Below are 19518 nucleotides of genomic sequence, written 5' to 3'. Positions count from 1 at the left end.
TCGGGTTCACTTCACAACCTGGACCTGGAACTGGGCGCCGCTGCCATGGGCACCCTGGCAGGCCGCCGTGCCATCGGCGCCGGGACGGCACTGCACGGTGGATGGCTCGAACACCTGGCCGTCGCCGCAATCGGCGACCGCCGTCTGGTCGAGCAGCAAGGCGCCGCCCGCCATGCGGGCCGCCATCGGTCCCTTGCACTGGGTGCCGTCGCTGCGATGGACGGTGACGGTGCCCTTGCCATCCTGGAAATCATAGGTGACCTCCAGCGGCCGCCCGCTGAGACTATCCATCAGGCTGGTGCGTGACCGCCAGTGCCCGTTGAGGAAGTCGACGCTGCCGTCGCGCTGGGCTTGTTCCGGAATGCGCAGCGGCGTCTCCGGCGTGGGCGGAACGCCGGGGGCGGGCGGCGTGCCCGGCATCGGCGGTGTGCCGGCCGGGTCGGGCAGGGTCGGCGGCGGTCCGGCCGGCATGTCGCCGGACGGCGGGGCTGCGGGCTGTGGCGGCGTATCGGGCGGGGTTCCGGCCTCGTTGCCTCCCGGAAGGGACGGCGGGGTGACGCCCGGCATGGACGCGCCCGGGTTGGGCGCACCCGGGGCAGCCATACCCGGGACCGTCCCGCCGGGCACGGCCACACCGGGCACAGCCACACCGGGGACCACGGGACCAGACCCGCCGGGCACGACGGGAATGGCGGGCAGATCCGGGGACCGCGGGGCGGACAGGTCCGGCAGTCCGGGAATGGGCACCGACGGCACGCCCGGCACCCCGCAGGACCGCAGCAGCCAGGACAGCAGCACCAGGGCCAGCAGCAGTCCCAGCAGGCCCAGCAGCCAGTGCCACCAGGGGCGCCGCGGGCGGTCGACCAGCAATCCGGTCTGGCCCGTGGCAATGGGCACGGCCACGCCCGGCGGGTCCGTGGGAAGCACCGGCAGCTCGGGCGCCACGCTGCCGGCCAGAGGCTGGAACCCCCAGAAGGTCACCACGGGCCGCCCGGCCACCAGATGGATGTGGTTGTCGTCGGGAAACTCCAGCACATGCGGCAGCATGCTGGCGAAGACCTCGGCATCGCCGCGCGGCTGTCGCGCCAACAGCGCCGCCGCATGGGCCTGCAGGCGCGCCCGGCGCTGGTCAATCTCGGCCTTGGCCGCCGCCCGTTCCTCGGCACTCATGGCCGACCAGGGCACCACCGGGCCGGGGAAGGGCGCGTACCAGTCCACGCCGGTGCCCGATCCGTTCACCTGCGGGATGGCCAGACAGGCGGCATCCTCCTCCTGCAACTGCCGGCGGATGCCGGCACGCAACTGCGGTGCGGCGGACAGGACGGTGCGGCCATGGGCACCGAGCGGGCGGTAACGGGCCAGCGTGTCCTGGGCCAGCAACGGGCCGGCGCCCGGGGCGGGCTGGGTCGCGGTCATGACGGCTCCTGCGGTAGGGCGGAACAGGTGGCGGCCTGCCCGATGGACTGTTGGAAATCGGCCAGGGTCGAGGGGGCGAAGACGCTGCCGCCCGTGGCCTCCGCCACGCAGCTGGCGGCAGCGCCGCCGGACAGGTCCACCACATTGATGGTCAGCCGGGGATTGGCGGCCTTGAGGGCTCTGGCCTGGGCGCAGGGATCGCCCTGGCAGCTCTCCTCCCCGTCGGAGATCAGGGTGATGACAGCGGGGCCGTTGCCGGCCAGCATTCCGGCCTGCCGCAGCCCGTCGGCCAGCGGCGTACCCAGCTCCGGATTCATGGCAGCCACGGTGTGCAGCAGCGCGTTCCGATGCCCCCCGTCGAAGATCCCGGCGGTCCTGGCTCCGCGGCAATGGCCGAAGGTGACCAGCCCGATGTCGGTCTCCCGCGGCAGGCCGTCGACCAGATGCGCCACTGCCGTGCGCGCCGCGCCGATGCGCGCCTCGCTCTCCGGCGTCATCCGCATCAGCAGTTCCATCTGGGCTCCGGCCAGCACGTCGCCGGCCTGGACCCGGTGATAAAGCTCGATGGCTTCCGGCGTCATCGGCAGGCGCATGCTGCCCGAGGTGTCGACCAGCAGCACGACGCGGCCGTGCGTCAGCACCGACCCGGCCGGGCAGGTCGGTTGCGCGTCGGGCCACACGCACCAGCCCAGCGTCAGCAGCGGCAACAGGGCCAGTGGCGTGAACCGCCGGCCGGGCGGCGGGGCCGGGCCGTCGCGGCGGGGGGGCGGCGGTGGTTCCGGCACGGCTTCCGGCGGTGCCAGCCCGGGTGTCGGCGTGCCGGGCACAGGGGCGAAGCCCCAGAAGCTGACGACGGGACGGTCACCGACGATGAAGACATGCGCATCGCCGGGATGGCACAGGGCCAGACGCAGCAGCCGGGCATAGCCCTGTTCCTCGCCGCTGCCGCCGGCCAGCCGGTCGGCCAGGGCCTGGAACTGGCGGTCGGCGGCCTCCAGGGCGGCGCGGACGGTCTGCTGCTCGCCCGCGTCGGCATCCAGCAGCCGGCGCACCGGCCCGTCCAGTGTGGTGTGCCAGTCGATCCGCTCCCCGGATTCGGAGGCCTGCGGCACGGCCAGGATGCCGGCCGCCTCCGGCCCCAGGCGCCGCGCCACCACGGCCCGCAGCCTGTCCGCCACGCTGTACAGCACGATGCCGTCGGCCCCCAGGGGGCGGAAATCGGCCCGCGCGCCCGAGGTGATGCGGCGCAGCGTCATCCGCCGCTCCCCTGGCAGTGGGGCGGCAGCACCGGCTGTTCATAGGCCTCGCGCAGCAACTCCTCGAAGGAGCGCCCGTCGAGCACGGACAGCACCTTGCCGCCGGTTTCCCGGGCGATGCAGGTGGCGTCGGAATCGCCGGAGGCGTCGATATAGTTGATCTTCAGCTTGGGTTTCTGCGCCTTCAGCGCCCGCGCGACGGCGCAGGGGTCGCCACCGCAGCTGTCCTCCCCATCGGAGATCACGACGATGACGGCGGGCACGTCACGGCCATCGACGATCGTGCCGGCCCGCTCGATGCCGCGGGCCAGCGGCGTGCCGGACTGCGGCCGGATCGACCGCAGCACGCCCGCCAGTTTCGGCCGCTCGGCGTTGGAATAGAATTTGAAGTTGTCCGTGCCGGGGCAGTCGCCGAACACCACCAGCCCGGTGGACACGTCGGCGGGCAGGGTGGACAGGGTCTGGATGACCGCATCCTCGGCCACGGCCAGCCGGCTGTCCTTGTAGGCGGCCTGCTTCAAGCGTTTCTGCGCTGCCGCGCGGACCTGCGGATCGGGGCTCTCGCTTTCCCGCAGCAGACGGGCGATCTCCCGTGTCGGGAACTGCGCCGGCAGGCCCATGCTGCCGCTGGCATCCAGCACCAGAACCACTTCCGGCGCTTCCCAGATGGGGCGCTGCGGCGGACAGGCCTGGGCCGTCGCCTTGGGGGGGGCTGGCTTGGGTGACGGCTTTGCGGCCGGCTGCTTGGCGGCTGGGGCCGGATTGGCCGGTGCCGGACTGGCCGGTGCCGGCGCGGGTGTGACCTCGGCCTGCGGCGGCGGGGCAGCGGGCGGCGTGGCGGGCGGCGTGGCGGGCGGCGCGGTGGGGGTCGGGTCCGGTGCCGGACCGGCCGGCACTGCCGGCGCGGTCTCGGGACCCATGTCCGCGCGCGGTGCCGGCGTCCTGTCCGGAGGCGTCACCGGGGCGGGGCAGGCCTTCAGCTTGTCGCGCAGCGCCTGTTCCAGCCGGGCGATCTCGGCGTCCGAGTCGGCGGTCGGGTCCGCCGGCGCCGCCGGAAGAGGCTGGTCGCGCTGGGGCAGCAGCGACGGCACTCCCAACGGCGCACAGCCGCGCAGTCCCAGGGCCAGGAGCACCAGCAGCAGCACCAGCCCCAGCAGCGGCCACAGCCACCGCCGCCAGCCGCCCGGGGCGCCATCGGCCGTCGCCATGTGGCCGGTGGCGGCGCGGCCTGCCGCCGGACCGACGGAGGCCGGAGCGACAGACGCCGGAGTCGGGCCGGCCGACACGGGCGGGGGGACGGCGGGGGCCGCCGGCAGGCCGGCACCCGGCAGGTGCCAGTTGATCATCACGGGTTGGCCGCCGACGGCAAACAGATCCTCCGGCCGGGGGCGGCGCGCCAGGGCGCGCACCTGCCGGGACGCCTGATCCTGGCCCTGGGCCGTCAGCCGGTCGGCCAGTCCGGACAGGGCGTGCAGCCGCTCATCCAGCAGGGCATCGAGGCGCCGCTTCTGGACCGGTGCCAGATCGGCGGCCCGGACCACCTGGGCGGCGAGGTCCGAATACCATTCAAGCTGGCCGGAGCGGATCTGCGGACGCGCCAGCAGGCCGGCGACCGTCGGTGGCAGATGGGACTTCAGCAGGCCGGACAGAAACGCATAGGCGGCGGAGATCGGCTGACCGTCCGCTGTCCGAGGTTCCGCGCCCCCTGCGGGTCCTGCACAAAGTCTGACCTCGAACGCCATGTCGACTATTCATTACGGCTAGTCCCCGGGTATACATATCCATAAGACCAATCTGCGTCCACCAGTTTAGCCTGGGTTGGCTTCATCAACCCGCCGCCATCGCGCCGATACATGCGCGGATCCGGCCTGTGCTTAAAATGTTATTTAAATCGGGGACAGAGGATGCAGCCCGCACAGCTTCTCGACCGGCACGATTTGGCCGATTACCGGTTCGTCGGTGCTGCCGGGCATGGTGCCACCGCCAATGCCGAGAAGCTGCTGCATCTGGTGGCGCGGCGCCTGTCGCCTGATCTCGCCACCCATTTCGCCCTGCCGAAATTCAACGAATACGGGTCGGAGGTGTCCTGGTTCTCCCACCGGCCTGGGGTGGTGCGCGCCTTTACCGCCCTCGAGGACGGGGAACAGGGGCAGGTCCTGACCGTGCTGGCGCAGGCCCATGACCGCATCCGCGGTCTGGCCGCGGATCTGGCGGCGGGCGGCGGGCAGGACAGCCGCCTCTATGGCGCCCTGTTGCCGCTGATGTTGCTGGCGCCTGTCCCGTTCGAGGAACAGGTCTGGATGGTGGACGGGCAGCCGGTCATCGTCTCCTGGGGCATGCAGAAGGGCGGCGTCCAGCCGCCGCCCGACCAGTTGGGCGGGTTCATCCGCGACTGGCGCGACCGGCTGGCCCAGCGCCGGCAGCGGGCGGAAGCGGCGGCCCGGGCCGAGGCGCAGGAACGCACCTTCCTGAACCGGCTGTTCCGCGCCGGGGCCGCCTCGGGCGCCGTCGACGTCTCCCTGATCTGGAACGACGTCAACGACCTGGATCTGCATGTGGAATGCCCGGACGGGTCGCGCATCTGCTTCGAAAGCAAGTCGGCCTGCGGCGGCCTGCTGGATGTGGACCGCAACGCCTTCGCCAGCGCGCTCACCGCCGAGCCGGTGGAGAATATCAGCTGGCACACGAAACCCACCCGGTCCGGCACCTATCGTGTCGGCGTGCATTTCTTCCGCCAGCATGACCCTGGCAAATCCACCAGCGCCTACAGTCTGCGCCTGAAGCTGGGGGGGCGCGTCAGCGCCTTCCAGGGTGAGATCGCCGTCGGCGCCTATCAGCAGGTCACCGACTTCGTCATCTGACAGCCCGTCCTGGCCCCATCCCCCGGTCAGAAGCTGTAGCGCACGCGGCCGGTGACGGTGCGGGGGCTGCCGGGGGCCACCCACAGCCGGGCATAGGAGCTGGCGTAGTAGCGGCGGTCGAACAGATTGTCCACGTCCAGCGACAGGCGCAGCGCATCGGTCGGCGCCCAGGCCGCCATCAGCTTCACCAGCGTGTAGTCCGGCAGGGTGAAATCCACGCCGGTCTCGCCCAGCCGCTTGCCCACATAGGTCAGGCCGCCGCCCAGGGTGACCACGTCGCCGCTGGAGCCGGTGAAATCGCGCGTCAGCATCAGGCTGCCGCTGTGCCTGGGGATGTTGATCAGCCGGTCGCCCTCGCGGATCGGCAGGCTGAAATTGGGGTCCAGCATGTCCTCGGCCACCTCGGCATCGGTGTAGGCATAGGACAGGTGCAGGTCCAGCCCGGCCGGCAGGCGGGCATCCACATCCAGCTCCACGCCCTTGCTGCGCGCCTTGCCGATGGCCAGGGAATAGCCGGTGTTGACCGGATCGGCGGTCAGGATGTTGGTCTTGGTCATGGTGAACAGGGCCAGCGTGCCGGTGATCGACCCGTCCAGAGCGGCATATTTGCCGCCGACCTCGTAGCTGTCGCTCTTTTCCGGCCTGAACGGCTGGTTGTTGAAGCCGAAGCCGCTGTTGGGCCGGAAGCCCGCGCCATAGCCGCCATAAAGCGACAGCGTGTCGGTGAGCGTAGAGACCAGCCCGGCCTGGGGGCTGAATTCCCGATAGGCGTTGCCGAGCCGCCGCCCGTTGACGCGGTTGTGGATGGACTGGTCGAAATCGTCGAAACGCCCGCCCAGCCGCAGTTTCAGCGCCTCCGTCAGGTCGATCTGGTCCTGCACATACAGGCCCCAGGCCTTCTGCCGCTCGAACTTGTCGTCCAGCGTGGCGTTGGGCGCCGGCTGGTTGCCATAGACGGGCGCGAAGATGTCGATGGCGTTGCTGGCGGCGGTCACCGGCTGGCCGGCGCTGTAGGCCGGCGGACGATAACGCCGCTGCACCTGGTCGATGTCGAAGCGGTCGCGGTCGGCCCCCAGCAACAGATGATGCGTCAGGCCGGCGGTCTGGAACCGGCCGCTGATCTCGCCGCGCAGCACCAGATAATCGGTCTCGAAATCGCGGTAGCGGCGCTGGCGCGCCAGCAGGGTGCCCGTCTCCTCCAGGGTCTGGCGGCTGCCGGCCAGTTCGGCCTCGGTGGAGAAGCCCTTGAACGAGGTGTCGCGGTAGCCGGCTCCCAGCAGCAGGGTCCAATCGTCGGACAGGTCGTGCTGCAGCTGGGCCTGGTGCCCCAGCACCTTCACCCGCATCGGTCCGTCCGCCGGCTCGCCCAGGAAGCGGGAGCGGGGCAGGGCGCCCAGGTCGCCATCCACCGCGGCGATGCCGCGGTCGAACGGCACCTTCTGGTCCACATACTCGGCCTCGTAGCTGAACGAGGTGGCCTCGCCCAGGCGGGCCAGCACCGACGGGCTGGCGGTGTATTTGCGGCTGTCGATGCTGTCGCGGAAGCTGCCGGCATCCTCGGCGGCACCGGTCAGGCGCACGGCGATGCGGTCGCCGACCGGCCCGGTGACATCGCCTTCGACGCGATAGGTGTCATAGCTGCCGGCCGACACGGCCACCGATCCCTGCGGGGTGAATTTCGGCTTCTTGGTGATGATGTTGACGGTGCCGCCGGGCTCGCCCCGGCCGAACAGGGCGGAGTTCGGCCCCTTCAGCACCTCGATGCGCTCGATGTTGGAGGCGTCGCGCAGGCCGCCGTAGCCGCGGCCGTTGTTGAAGCCGTTGACCAGATAGCCGCTGGGGAAATTCTCGTCACCGACGAAGCCGCGGATGGCGAAGCTGTCCCACAGCCCGCCGAAATTGTTCTGCCGGGCCACGCCGCTGCTGAGCTCCAGCGCCTCGGCCAGCCCGGTGACGCCCGCCGTCTCCAACAGGGCGCCGTCGAGCACGCGGATGGATTGGGGCGTCTCGATCAGCGGCACGTCGCTGCGGTAGGCCTGACGCTGGGCCACGACCACGATGTCCTCCAGCGGGGCGGTCGTGCCGGCCGTTTCCGCGGCCTGGGCGGGGGCGGCGGTCTGCAGGGCGACGCAGGCGGCACCGGCCGCCAGAAGGGGGCGCAGCCCGGAACGCAGCATCTTCATTGTTGTCCTCAGGGGTCTACAGGTCGTGGGGGGCCGGCAGGCCGGCAGGGGAGACCCGTGCGGGTCAGAGATATTTCAGCCAGCGCAGGTCGCGCCGGCGCTGTTTCAGCCGGGCGAACCAGGCGGTCGGGATCGACAGCGGCACCAGCAGCAGCAGGAACCAGAGCCAGAGCGTGGCGACCGACTCCACGCCATAGACCGATCCCTGGTTCAGCCCGAACAGGGCCACGGCGCCGAGATAAAGCGCTCTCAGCACGTAGAGATGCAGCAGATAGAAGAACATCGGCGCGCCGCCGATGACGGCCAGCCAGCCCAGGACGCGGCTGTCCTTGCCGCGCGTGAACAGGGCCAGCAGCAGGGCGCCGGGCCCCAGCGTGGCCAGCAGGAACAGCAGCGATGGCGGATACTTCGTCAGCGCCAGCACGGCGATCAGCGTGCGCAGCCCGTCCGGCCCGGCCTGCCAGCTGCGGTCGCCATAGAGATCCGGCAGCCGCAGCACCAGGAAGGCCGCCAGCATCCCCGCCCCCAGCAGCAGCAGCCGGCGGCTGCGCCTGGCCGGGTCGCAGCGGCTGCCGCCGCCGAACCAGGGGCCGATGGCGTGGCCCAGCAGGATCACCCCGATCCAGGGCAGCACGGGATATGTCGTCTTGGCGATGGCGCCGCCGCCCAGCTCGATCACGGCGCGCTGGTGCAGCATGGCCCACAGGGGAAAGCCGGTATCGCCCGGCGCCAGCACGATGCCGTCCAGCAGATTATGGCCGCAGACGATGACAAGGCCGAGGGCGATGCGGGCCGTCCGCGGCAGATGGATCAGGGCGGACAGGGCAAGCATGCTGATGCCGATGGCCCAGATCACCTGCAGCCAGACAGTCCGGGGCGGGAACTGCGCGCTCCAGGCGAAGCTGACCAGGGTCAGCTCCAGCACGATCAGGAACAGGCCGCGCTTCAGCAGGAACAGCGACGTCTCCCGCGGGCTGTGCGACTGCCCGTAGAGCCAGGCCGACAGGCCGGTCAGGGCCACGAAGATCGGGGCGCACAGGGTGGAGAGCAGGCGGGTGAAGAACAGGGCCGGATCGACGCTGGCAGCGTCCACCGGGTCGCCGACCTGATGGTGCAGGAACACGGTCTCGCGGATATGGTCCAGCAGCATGATCAGCATGACCAGCCCGCGCAGGGCGTCGATGGCCACCAGACGGGTCCGTACCCCGTCGCGCGGCGCGTCCATGCGGATGGCGCCGTTCTCAACTGCCGCTGTCATTCCCACCCGTCCCCCGACCCACTCTGTCCCCGGCAGCTGCGCTGCACATGCCCATTTGTCATTGGATGTTACGATATAACATACGTTGGCAGGCCTGCCGCAAGAGGAAAGCGGCTTCGCCGGCCGCACCGGCCGCCGGGCCATCGGTCGAGAGGGGGAAACCCGGGCCGCGTGCCGCCCAGGGCTGCGGGGTCAGGTGTCCTGTCGTCCGCCGCCGGGGGCGGCCACATCGTCGATGCCGCAGACGGCCTGGATCACCACATGCGGACGGCTGCGCAGGGCGAAGGGGCGCAGGGTGATCCGTCGCTGATCCGCCAGTTGCTCCACCGCGTCCTGCACGGCGGACCGTTCCAGGTCCAGATGCCAGGCGATGCTCTCCAGCGACACGGCCACAGCGCCCGGTTCCAGCAGCCGGCCCCGGCAGAAGGCGGCGACACGGTCGGCAAGCGGCGGCTCCGACATGGCGGATGCCGCCGGGCTGCGGCCGGCGGGCGGCGGTCTGCCTGATGGTTGTGCAGGGGGCGGCGCGGGGGGCGCCATCGCCCGTCCCGGCCGCAGCGGGATGACCATACCCATGGCACTTCCTCCGACATGCTTTTCTGCCGGACCCGGTCCGGCTTATCCCTCAGCATGCTGGCCGCCGTACCTCGGCGGAAATATATTGAGTCAATCCGGTCCATAGCCGGCATCAATGCTGCGTGTGCGCCATGAGCCTGTGTTCACCATGACCCTGGCCGGCCTGTCCCTGCGGGATCTGGAATATGTGGTGGCGGTGGCCGACCTGCACCATTTCGGCAAGGCGGCCGAGCGCTGCGCCGTGTCCCAGCCCTCGCTCAGCATCCAGATCCGCCGGCTGGAGGAGCGGCTCGCCATCACCCTGTTCGAACGCAGCGCCCGCGGCGTGCTGCTGACGCCGGACGGCAAGCGGCTGGTGGCCCAGGCCCGGATCGTGCTGCAGGAGGCGCAGCGCTTCATCGATCTGGCTCAGGGGCTGGCCCAGGGACAGGCGGACCTGCTGTCCGGCCCGCTGCGTCTGGGCGCCATTCCCACGCTGGGTCCCTATCTGTTTCCGCGGCTGCTGCGCCCGTTGCGCCAGGCCTTTCCACGCCTGCAGCTCATCCTGCACGAGGTGCGCACCCAGGACCTGCTGGAACAGCTCCGCGCCGGAGAGATCGACGCCGCCTTCCTGTCGCCGCCGGTCGATGCCCATGGGCTGGTGCTGGAGCCGCTGTTCTTCGAGCCGTTCCTGCTGGCCCATTCCCCCGGTGCCGCCGCGGCGGATTTCGGCCGCCTGACGCTGGACTCGCTCCCGGCTGAGGGGTTGATCCTGCTGGAGGAAGGGCATTGCCTGCGCGACCAGGCGCTGCTGCTGTGCAGCCGGCGGCCCGCCGGTTCGGCCGGGCGCCACGCCACCAGCCTGGATACGCTCCGCCACATGGTCGCCGCCGGGGAGGGCTGGTCGATCCTGCCAGCCCTGTGCATTCCCGACCCGGACCCGCTCCGCGACCTGCTGCGTCAGACGCCGTTCGACCGGCCGGATGTGGGACGCTGGATCAGTCTGGCCTGGCGCGCCAGTTCGCCCCGGCCCTGGCAGTTCCGGACCCTGGCCGCCCTGGTCATGGATTGCGCCGCCGGCTGGTGCCTGGCCGATGGCCGCCGCCTGGGCCGGGCCATGGGCGGCGGTGTGGAGGAGTACGGCGCGGAAGGGCCGGGGGGCGAGGGGCAGGAAGCGAGGGGATGACCCCGCTGGTCAGTCCCGGCGCCGCGCCTGCAACTGCGCCGTCAGCCGTTCGAAGGCAGCCAGCGTCTCCTCGCTGACATGGTGCTCGATGCCTTCGGCATCGATCTCGGCCGTGCGTTCGTCCACGCCGATGGCTTCCAGGAATTGCAGCACGATGCGGTGGCGGTGGCGGGCCATGCTGGCCATCTGCTGGCCGGTCTCGGTCAGGAAGATCGAGCGGTAGGGACGGTTCTGCACCAGCCCCTCGCGGCGCAGGCGCTGCACCACCTTGGCGGCGGTGGCATGGGTCACGCCCATATGCTCGGCCACATCGACCAGACGCGCCTCGCCCAGATCGCCGATGAGATCCTCGATCAGTTCCACATAATCCTCGGCCACCTCGGTCTGGTGGGCGTCCCGGATCCGCTGGAACACCGCCGCCCGTCGGGCCGCACCGTTTTCGTCCGCCACCACGCCTGAATCCCGCTCTTTTCACGCCCCGCCGCACATTGGCGGAACCACCGCCCCTTGACAACTGTTTACCCAGACCCAAGAGTTTAGCCATGGCATGATTTTCGGGAGCTGGGAGCAGATGGATCGTCACCGCCGGACCGGACGCCGTCCCGTGCTGCAGGGCCTGGCCCTGCTGGCGGGGCTGTCGCTGTTGCCGCTGCGGCGGGCGGGGGCGGCGGAGCGCTTCACCGCGCTGGCCACCACGGGCATGGTGGGCGACATCGTCCGTGCCCTGGCCGGCGATGCCGCCAGGGTGGAGGTGCTGCTGGGCTCCGGCGTCGATCCCCACACCTACAAGCTGACGCGGGCCGATGTGGCCCGGCTGATGGCGGCGGATATCGTCTTCTACAACGGGCTGCTGCTCGAAGGGAAAATGACCGACGCGCTGGTGCGGGTGGCCGGCAGCGGCCGGCCAGTGCTGGCGGTGACGGAGGGGCTGGGCGACGATTACCTGCTGGCGCCGGACGCCTTCGCCGGCCAGTACGATCCCCATGTCTGGATGGATGTGGGCGGCTGGCTGCGCGCCACCGGGCAGGTGCAGGCCAGGCTGGCGGCCTACCGCCCCGATCTGGCCGATGCCGTGGCCCAGCGGGCCGCCGACTACAGCGCCGGTCTCCACACGCTCGACGCCTATGCCCGCACGGTGCTGGGGTCGGTGCCGGCGGAACGGCGGGTGCTGGTCACGGCCCACGACGCCTTCAACTATTTCGGCCGCGCCTATGGCTTCGAGGTGCAGGGCATCCAGGGCATCAGCACGGAAAGCGAGGCCGGGCTGCGCCGGGTGCAGGAACTGGTCGATCTGCTGGTCCAGCGCCGCATCCCCGCCGTCTTCGTCGAGACCACCGTGTCCGACCGCAATGTGCGGGCACTGGTGGAGGGGGCGGCGGCCCGTGGCCACAGCGTCCGCATCGGCACGCCGCTGTTTTCCGACGCCATGGGCGCCCCCGGCAGCTACGAGGGCACCTATGTCGGCATGATCGACCACAATGTCAGCGCCATTGCCCGCGCCCTGGGCGGGCAGGTGCCGGCCGGTGGCATGAACGGCCGGCTGGCCGCCGTGAAGGAGTAGCCCATGGTCATCTGGCACAGCCACGCCGCCGCCTGGGTCCAGGGCGCCACGGCCCTGACACCGCCGCACACGGTGCCCGTGACCGCCCTGGCGCCGCCGCTGGCCGTGCGCGGCCTGTCGGTGGCCTATCACCAGAAGCCGGTGCTGTGGAGCGTGGATTTCACGGCGCCGGCGCGCGGACTGGTGGCGGTGGTCGGCCCCAACGGCGCCGGTAAATCCACCTTCATCAAGGCCTGTCTGGGGCTGGTGCCGCTGCTGTCGGGGGAGGTGACGGTGTTCGGTGCGCCGCTGTCCCGCCGGCGGCGCGAGGTGGGCTATGTCCCCCAGCGCGGCAGCGTCGATTGGGATTTCCCCGTTTCCGCGCTGGAGGTGGTGGCCATGGGCCGCTATGGCCGCATCGGCCTGCTGGGGCGGATCGGCCGTGCCGACCGCGACGCCGCCCTGGCCTGCCTGGACAAGGTGGGTATGGCCGATTATGCCGGCCGCCAGATCGGCCAGCTCTCCGGCGGCCAGCAGCAGCGCGTGTTCCTGGCCCGTGCTCTGGCGCAGGAGGCCCGGCTCTATTTCATGGACGAACCCTTCGCCGGGGTGGACGCGGCCACCGAGCAGGCCATCCTCGATGTGCTGCAGGATCTCGACCGCCAGGGCCGCAGCGTCATCTGCGTCCACCATGATCTGCAGACCGTGGCCCAGCGCTTCCAGCATGTGCTGCTGCTGAATGTGGAGAAGATCGCCGACGGCCCGGTGTCCGACATGCTGACACCGTCGCTGCTGCGCCGGACCTATGGCGGTGCGGCCCTGGACGGGCCGGTGCCGGCGGATGCGGCGCTTGTCCCCCTGCGGAGCGCCGAATGAGCATGGAGGTCTGGCCGTTGGATGTCTGGCTGCGCGTGGCGGAGATCCTGACCTTCCGGGCCGGGCACAATGCCGCCGTGGTTCTGGCCGGGGCCACGCTGCTGGGCATCGCCGCCGGCGTTGTCGGCACCTTCACCTTCCTGCGCGGACGCGCCCTGGTCAGCGATGCGCTGGGCCATGCCACCCTGCCCGGGGTGGTGCTGGCCTTCCTGCTGGGGTCGGCCCTGGGCCTGACCACGCGCAATCTGCCGCTGCTGCTGGCCGGGGCGGCGCTGACCGGCAGTCTGGCCGTCTGGCTGGTGCAGCAGGTGTCGCGCCACACCCGTCTGGCCGAGGATGCCGTCATCGCCGGGGTGCTGGGCGGTTTCTTCGGTCTGGGCGTGGTGCTGCTGTCCCTGGTCCAGAGCCTGCCCACCGGCGGGCAGGCGGGCCTGGGCACCTTCATCCTGGGCCAGACCGCCGGCATGACCCGGGGCGAGGCCTGGACCATGGCGGTGCTGGCCGGGGGGGCCGCCCTGGCGGCCCTGGCCCTTTACAAGGAATTCCGGCTGGTCTGCTTCGACCCGGATTTCGCCCGCGGCCTGGGCTGGCCGGTGGCGCTGCTGGATCTGGGCATGCTGGCGCTGGCCGTGGTGGTCACCGTGGCCGGGTTGCAGACGGTGGGGCTGGTGCTGGTGGTGGCCTTCCTGGTCATCCCGCCGGTGGCCGCCCGCTTCTGGAGCGACCGGCTCGACCGCATGCTCTGGCTGGCCGCCTGCTTCGGCGGGGCCAGCGGCGCCCTGGGCACGGCCCTGTCCGGTGCCGTGCCGGACCTGCCGACCGGCGCCGTCATCGTGCTGGTGGCCGGCGTCTTCTTCCTGGTCAGCCTGCTGCTGGCGCCCGGGCGCGGCGTGCTGGCGGCGCTGGCACGCCAGCTTGGCCTGCGGCTGCGCCTGACCCGTGTCACGCTGCTGGCCGGCGCCGTGCGTGGGCGGCCGCTGCCGCCGCGCGGCGTCGTGGGCCATTGGCTGCGCCTGCGCGGCCTGTTGGACGCCTCTGGCCGCCTGACGCCGCATGGCCGGGCCGTGGCCGAGCCGCTGGAACGCAATCTCCGCCGCTGGGAACTGGCCCTGCGCCTCGACCCCCATGCCGTGCCCGATGGAACCCGCTGGGGCGTGGACCCGGCGGAGCGGGTGCTGCCGGCCGGCCTGCTGGCCCGGCTGGACGCGGTGGGGGACAGCGCGGAGGCGGCACGATGACGGCGGCCACCTTCCTGCAACTGGACTTTCCCGCCGGGCTGACGGCGGTGCTGGCGTGCAGCCTGTGCGCCATGCTGGGCAACTTCCTGGTGCTGCGGCGGCAGACCCTGGTGGGGGATGCCATCTCCCATGCCGTGCTGCCCGGCATCGTGCTGGCCTTCCTGCTGTCCGGCACGCGCGCCACCGGCCCCATGCTGCTGGGGGCCATGGCGGCCGGCGGCATCGCCGCCATCCTGATCGAGACGGTGCGCCGCCTGGGCCGGATCGAGGCCGGAGCCAGCATGGGTGTGGTTTTCACCCTGATGTTCGCCCTGGGCGTGGTGCTGCTGGAGCAGGGGGCGGCCCGTGGTGTCGATCTCGATGCCGACTGCGTGCTCTATGGCCAGCTGGAGGATGTGCTGTGGCTGGCCCCGGCGGGCTGGTCGGCGCTGCTGGACCCGGCGGCCCTGGCCGACCTGCCGCGGGAGCTGCTGACCCTGGCCGCCCTCAATCTGGGCATCGGCCTGCTGATCGCCGCCTTCTGGTCGCCGTTGAAGCTGACCTGCTTCGACCCGGCCCTGGCCACGGCCATGGGCCTGCCGGCCGGGGTGATCCAGTACGGGTTGGTCCTGGCCCTGGCCCTCGCCGCCGTGGCCTCGTTCGAGGCGGTGGGGTCGATCCTGGTGGTGGCCATGCTGGCCTGCCCGGCGGCCACGGCGCGGCTGCTGACCGACCGCTATGACCGGCAATTCTGGCTCAGCCTGGGGCTGGGGGCGGGCTGTGGCGCCCTGGGCTATGCCCTGGCCGGGCCGCTGCCGCTGCTGCTGGGACTGGGCTGGTCGCTGAACGCTGCCGGCATGATCGCCAGCCTGTCCGGGCTGATGCTGGGGCTGGCGGTGCTGCTGGCCCCGCGCTACGGCATGCTGGCACGGCGGCGCGGCCACCCGGCCTGAACCGGCTGGTCCTGAACCGCCGGCTCAGGTCAGCTTGAATTCGACCGGGACCACCCGTTCCAGCGCGCTGCCCTCGATCTCGTCGGGCACGGCGGGGAAGGGGGCGGCGCGCGCCATCAGCTCCAGTGCCTCGTCGTCCAGGATACCGCGGCCGGAGCTGTGCTCCAGCGTGGCCGACAGCACGCGGCCCTGGCGGTCGAAACGGACCCGGACCCAGGCCACGCCCTGCAGCTTGGTCTTCACCGCGGCCCGGGGATAGCGCTTGTACTGCAGCAGATGCGCCAGCAGCCGGGACTCGTAGCTGGCCGAGGCCGCGGCGGAGGATGTGGAGCCGCCGGTCGGTCCGGCTGCCGTCTGGCCTGTCGAGCCGGGGCTGGCCACGGCCGCGCTGGCGGCGGCCACGGGCGTTGACGGCGGCAGGGAGAAATGTGTCGGTGGCGGTGGCCGGTCGATGGTGACCTTGGGCACCGGCAGCAGCATGGGCGGCGGCGGCGGTGTCGTCAGATTGGGTGCCGCCACCGGCATCGGCGCCGGCATGTCGATCGGCGCCGGCGGTGCATTCAGCACCACCGTGGTCAGGGGCTCCGGCGCCTTGTCCACCACCAGGCCGCCGGCGGTCAGAACCAGGGCGAAGGCACCGAGATGGGCGCCGATGGTCAGGACCAGGGCCGGCATCCGGCCCCGCTGTCCTGTTGTGGCCAGATGCGTCCGGTGCCAGCGGGACAGGGGGCGCGGGTCCGCGTCCGGGACGACAGCGGTCGGCTCCGTTGTCACCATGGCTGACGCCGGACCCGCATGGGCCATGACGGCCCCGGCCGATGCGGTATCTTCCGACATGCCATCGGTTGGAACCAGGGTGACGGCCGGCCGGCGTGACGCCGGTTGCGTCCGCTGCTGTGCGGCCCCTGGCCGTGCCATCTGTGCGCTGAGCCCCATGGCCTCTGTCCTTCGCCCACACCGAGGTCCTTGATAGCGCGAATGAAAATGCTTCGCAATTCCCTTCGCTGCCGCACCCCCGGCCGCGGCGGCCCGGCAGCGTCTGGAAGCCGGGCCATACGCGCAGTCCGGCGGCATGGCGTTGTGGCCGATGCCGCCATCGGCATCAGGCGTCGGCCCAGCGCCGGATCAGATTGTGATAGACGCCGGTCAGGGCGATGACTTCGGCATCCTTGTGGCCGCGCTCGGCGGCCAGCCGCTGGATGCTGCTGTCCAGCTGGAACAGCAGGGTGCGCTCGCCCACATCGCGGACCATGCTCTGCATCCAGAAGAAGGAGCAGACGCGGGCGCCGCGGGTGACCGGGGTCACCTCGTGCAGGCTGGTGGACGGGTACAGTACCATGTGCCCCGCCGGCAGCTTCACCTGATGGGTGCCGTAGGTGTCCTGGATGCGCAGTTCGCCGCCGTCATACTCGTCGGGTTCGGCGAAGAACAGGGTGGCCGACAGATCGCTGCGGATGCGGAAATCGGTGCCGCGCAGCGGGCGGATGGCATTATCCACATGGATACCGAAGGACTGGCCGCCGGCATAGCGGTTGAACAGCGGCGGGAACACCTTCAGCGGCAGTGCCGCGGAAATGAACAGCGGATTGTTGGCCAGGGCGTCCAGGATCGCCGTGCCGACGCTGCGGGCGGCGGGCGACCCTTCGGGCAGCTGCATGTTGTTCTTGGCCATGGCCGACTGCACGCCGGCGGTGACGTTGCCGTCCACCCATTCGGCCGCGTCCATCATGGCCCGGCAGCGCGCGACCTCGTCCTTGGACAGGACCTCGGGAATCTCGATCAGCATGGGTGCGCCTCCTGAAACGGAAAACAGGCGGCGGACCGGCCCACCGGGACCGTCCGCCGCCTGCGGGGACTGTCGGGTGCGGTTGGGTCCGCACCCGTATCAGACCGGTACTGACTTAGAAATTGAAGCTGGCGGTCAATGTGGCGGAGCGTCCCGGTGCCACCGTGGCGAAGTGCGTGGTGTAGGGCTTGTCGTAATAGCGCTCGTTGGTCAGGTTCAGCACGTTGAGACGCAGCCCCACATTCTCCGCCACCTGATAGCTGGCCATGGCGTCGAAACGCCAGAAGGACGGCACATACAGGGTGTTGGCAGGATTGCCGTACCGCCGGGAGAAATAGGTGGCCCCGCCGCCCAGCGTGACGTCCTTGGTCACGTCATAGGTGCTCCACAGGTTGAAGCTGTGGCGGGGGGTGTTGGGGAAGCGCTTTCCGTCATTGCTGGCGGTCGGCCCGTCATCGACGATCTCGGCGTCCAGGTAGGTGTAGCCGCCGAACACGTGCCATTGTTCGGTGATGGAGCCGGAGGCGCTGAGTTCCACGCCATCCACCCGCTGCTCGCCGATCAGTTCCTGCGACAGGGTGCTGTCGGTGCTGGTGCTGACGCGGGCATTGGTCTTCTCGTTGCGGAAGATGGCCGCGGTCAGCATCAGCTTGTTCTGGAACAGCTCCCACTTGGTGCCCAGTTCGTAGGACTTGATGTCCTCGGGATCCAGGTCCTTGTTGTTCAGGGCCACGCTCTGCGTGCCCTCGCCCGCATCGGTGCCCGACGGGTTGGATGAGGTGCCGTAATTGACGTAGATGCTGCCGTTGGACACCGGCTTGTAGACGATGCCCGTCTGATAGTTCCAGAAATTGGACTTGTTGCGCAGCGGATTGTTGCCCGTGGCCTGGGTCTCGGCCTTGACGTCGTAATCGTCATAGCGCACGCCGAGATTGATCGACCATTGCGGCGTGATGGTCACCGTGTCGAAGACATAGGCCGAGGCGCTCTCCACCCGCGTGCGGGTGAAGTTCGGGGACTTGGAAATCGTGCCGTTCCACGGGTCGTCCGGGTTCGGATTGGCCAGCGTGGTGCAGTTGTAGTTCGACGCGGCGCCGGCGGTCACGTTGCAGTTGGTGGCACGCGTGATGGCCGGGGTGAAGGCATAGGGGTTGTTGTAGGTCTTCTCGCGGCTGAACTCGGCGCCGGCGGAGAAGCTGTGCGCCAGGAACCCGGTGTTGGTCGTTCCGTACAGGTCGGTCTGGTTGACCAGCGTGCGGTTGATGCTGTCGCGGGTCTTGGGCGAGCGCCAGACATAGCCCTTGGCCACGTTGCCGGCGCTGTCATCCGGGTTGGTGACGATATAGTCGTTGGTCGAACGGCTGTAGCGCGTGGTGTTGCGGACCGTCAGATTCTGCAGGATGTCGTATTCGAACTGGGCCGTGCCGGTGTCGGCCGTGGTCTCGCGGAAATCGCGGGTGGTCAGGCCATAGAAGGTGTCCCGGTCCACATCCACGGGCTTGCCGGTCGCCTGGTTGTAGGGCAGGCCGTAATCCGGCATGTCGTCGGTCGACAGATGGTAATAGCTCAAGGTGGCGCGCAGCGGCCGGCCCAGGCCGAAGGTGATGGACGGTGCCAGGCCCCAGCGGCTGACCGTCACCTCGTCGCGCCCGGCCACGTCGGCATCGTGCGCCATGGCGTTCAGGCGGACGGCGATGGTGTCCGTCACCGTCTTGTTCAGGTCGGTGGTCAGGCGCTTGGTGTCGTCGGTGCCGAAGGTGACCGAGGCGCCGCCGAAATCATTGGCCTTCGGAGTCTTGCTGACCAGGTTCAGGCTGCCGCCGGCCGAGCCGCGGCCGGTGTAGGACGAGCCCGGTCCCTTGCTGACCTCGACGGACTCCAGGTTGAACACCTCACGGGACTGGGAGCCGGTGTCGCGCACGCCGTCGACGAAGGTGTCGGTCATGGCGTCGAAGCCGCGGATGAACGGGCGGTCGCCCACCGGGTTGCCGCCCTCACCGGAGCCCAGGGTGATGCCCGGCGTGGTCCGCAGCACGTCCGTCAGCGAGGTGGCGCCGGACTGCTGGATGACGATTTCGGGGATGATGGTGACGCTGCGCGGCGTATCCAGCAGCGGCGCGGTGAACTTCGGGGAGGATGCCGTCTTCTGCTTGTAGCTGTCCTCTGCGGACTTCTCCTGCACGGACACCGGCGGCAGCACCACCGTGGCCTCCTCCGCGGCAGCCGTCGCCACCGGCGCCGACACCATCATCGTGGCCAGGGCGGAACCGGCGAAGAACGCCTCGGCGACCGAACCCCGGCCAGCACGGCGAACCAAAACCCCCATCTCTTGAAACCCTTCTGATTAGGAATGCTAATCGTTCTTAGTTGGCACTGCTGCGCCGCGCAATCGTGTTTTTGATACTTACTCTCAATTTTTTGCAGAAGAGGC

16 protein-coding genes are annotated in these 19518 nt (G+C 70.4%); 6 read left to right on the top strand and 10 right to left on the bottom strand.

Translation table 11 applies throughout. The annotated features are described in order from the left end of the window. Window positions 1-6: 6 nt before the first annotated feature. The 3 genes from DK368_RS10700 to DK368_RS10690 are packed head-to-tail and all read right to left on the bottom strand — an operon-like array spanning window position 7 to window position 4414. On the bottom strand, window positions 7-1416 hold the full coding sequence (locus DK368_RS10700) for an SrfA family protein (RefSeq protein ID WP_114393933.1): 1410 nt from the start codon (window positions 1414-1416) through the stop codon (window positions 7-9). Continuing rightward, the gene (locus tag DK368_RS10695) at window positions 1413-2672 is read right to left on the bottom strand and encodes a VWA domain-containing protein (protein WP_114393932.1); all 1260 of its coding nucleotides are present in this window, start codon (window positions 2670-2672) and stop codon (window positions 1413-1415) included. Before DK368_RS10695 ends, DK368_RS10700 begins: the two co-directional genes overlap by 4 nt. Beyond that, on the bottom strand, window positions 2669-4414 hold the full coding sequence (locus tag DK368_RS10690) for a VWA domain-containing protein (protein WP_114393931.1): 1746 nt from the start codon (window positions 4412-4414) through the stop codon (window positions 2669-2671). The genes DK368_RS10695 and DK368_RS10690 overlap by 4 nt, the downstream gene beginning before the upstream one ends. A 162-nt stretch (window positions 4415-4576) precedes the next feature. On the opposite strand from DK368_RS10690, the gene DK368_RS10685 reads away from it, so the two are divergent. Next, complete coding sequence (locus tag DK368_RS10685) at window positions 4577-5533, top strand: hypothetical protein (RefSeq protein WP_114393930.1); 957 nt, start codon at window positions 4577-4579, stop codon at window positions 5531-5533. A gap of 26 nt (window positions 5534-5559) precedes the next feature. Here the strand turns inward: DK368_RS10685 and DK368_RS10680 are convergent, their stop codons facing one another. From DK368_RS10680 to DK368_RS10670, 3 genes are all read right to left on the bottom strand, one after another. Then, window positions 5560-7716 carry a TonB-dependent siderophore receptor gene (locus tag DK368_RS10680; RefSeq protein WP_114393929.1) on the bottom strand — a complete coding sequence of 719 codons (2157 nt, stop codon included), beginning with the start codon at window positions 7714-7716 and terminating at the stop codon, window positions 5560-5562. A 64-nt stretch (window positions 7717-7780) separates the two neighbouring features. Continuing rightward, window positions 7781-8974 carry an acetyltransferase domain-containing protein gene (locus DK368_RS10675; RefSeq protein WP_205028142.1) on the bottom strand — a complete coding sequence of 398 codons (1194 nt, stop codon included), beginning with the start codon at window positions 8972-8974 and terminating at the stop codon, window positions 7781-7783. 192 nt (window positions 8975-9166) lie between these two features. Beyond that, window positions 9167-9436, bottom strand: a complete 270-nt coding sequence (locus tag DK368_RS10670; RefSeq protein ID WP_114393928.1) for a hypothetical protein — start codon at window positions 9434-9436, stop codon at window positions 9167-9169. Between the two features lie 238 nt (window positions 9437-9674). Between DK368_RS10670 and DK368_RS10665 the strand changes: the two genes are divergently transcribed. Continuing rightward, window positions 9675-10715 (top strand): LysR substrate-binding domain-containing protein, encoded by a 1041-nt coding sequence (locus DK368_RS10665; protein ID WP_240002439.1) that lies wholly within the window; start codon window positions 9675-9677, stop codon window positions 10713-10715. 9 nt (window positions 10716-10724) lie between these two features. Here the strand turns inward: DK368_RS10665 and mntR are convergent, their stop codons facing one another. After that, complete coding sequence (gene mntR, locus DK368_RS10660; RefSeq protein ID WP_240002438.1) at window positions 10725-11165, bottom strand: manganese-binding transcriptional regulator MntR; 441 nt, start codon at window positions 11163-11165, stop codon at window positions 10725-10727. Window positions 11166-11286: 121 nt separating this feature from the next. Between mntR and DK368_RS10655 the strand changes: the two genes are divergently transcribed. The 4 genes from DK368_RS10655 to DK368_RS10640 are packed head-to-tail and all read left to right on the top strand — an operon-like array spanning window position 11287 to window position 15301. Beyond that, window positions 11287-12276 carry a metal ABC transporter solute-binding protein, Zn/Mn family gene (locus DK368_RS10655; RefSeq protein ID WP_114393994.1) on the top strand — a complete coding sequence of 330 codons (990 nt, stop codon included), beginning with the start codon at window positions 11287-11289 and terminating at the stop codon, window positions 12274-12276. 3 nt (window positions 12277-12279) lie between these two features. Further along, window positions 12280-13131, top strand: coding sequence for a metal ABC transporter ATP-binding protein (locus DK368_RS10650; RefSeq protein WP_114393926.1), 852 nt, complete (start codon window positions 12280-12282; stop codon window positions 13129-13131). Next, a complete protein-coding gene (locus tag DK368_RS10645; protein WP_240002437.1) occupies window positions 13128-14369 on the top strand; it encodes a metal ABC transporter permease in 1242 nt (413 codons plus the stop codon). Before DK368_RS10650 ends, DK368_RS10645 begins: the two co-directional genes overlap by 4 nt. After that, entirely contained in the window at window positions 14366-15301 is a 936-nt protein-coding gene (locus tag DK368_RS10640) for a metal ABC transporter permease (RefSeq protein ID WP_114393925.1), read from the top strand. The genes DK368_RS10645 and DK368_RS10640 overlap by 4 nt, the downstream gene beginning before the upstream one ends. A gap of 24 nt (window positions 15302-15325) precedes the next feature. Here the strand turns inward: DK368_RS10640 and DK368_RS10635 are convergent, their stop codons facing one another. The 3 genes from DK368_RS10635 to DK368_RS10625 all read right to left on the bottom strand — a co-directional run bounded on the left by DK368_RS10635 (window position 15326) and on the right by DK368_RS10625 (window position 19413). Next, window positions 15326-15976, bottom strand: a complete 651-nt coding sequence (locus tag DK368_RS10635) for an energy transducer TonB (RefSeq protein WP_114393924.1) — start codon at window positions 15974-15976, stop codon at window positions 15326-15328. 427 nt (window positions 15977-16403) lie between these two features. Next, window positions 16404-17087, bottom strand: a complete 684-nt coding sequence (locus DK368_RS10630; RefSeq protein WP_114393923.1) for a Fe2+-dependent dioxygenase — start codon at window positions 17085-17087, stop codon at window positions 16404-16406. A 115-nt stretch (window positions 17088-17202) separates the two neighbouring features. Next, the gene (locus DK368_RS10625; protein WP_114393922.1) at window positions 17203-19413 is read right to left on the bottom strand and encodes a TonB-dependent receptor; all 2211 of its coding nucleotides are present in this window, start codon (window positions 19411-19413) and stop codon (window positions 17203-17205) included. Window positions 19414-19518: the final 105 nt, after the last annotated feature.

Source organism: Oleisolibacter albus, assembly GCF_003336875.1.
GTDB classification, from domain to species: Bacteria; Pseudomonadota; Alphaproteobacteria; order Azospirillales; family Azospirillaceae; genus Niveispirillum; species Niveispirillum album.
Note: the sequence above shows the minus strand (reverse complement) of the source record. Positions and strands in the feature narration are given on the sequence as shown.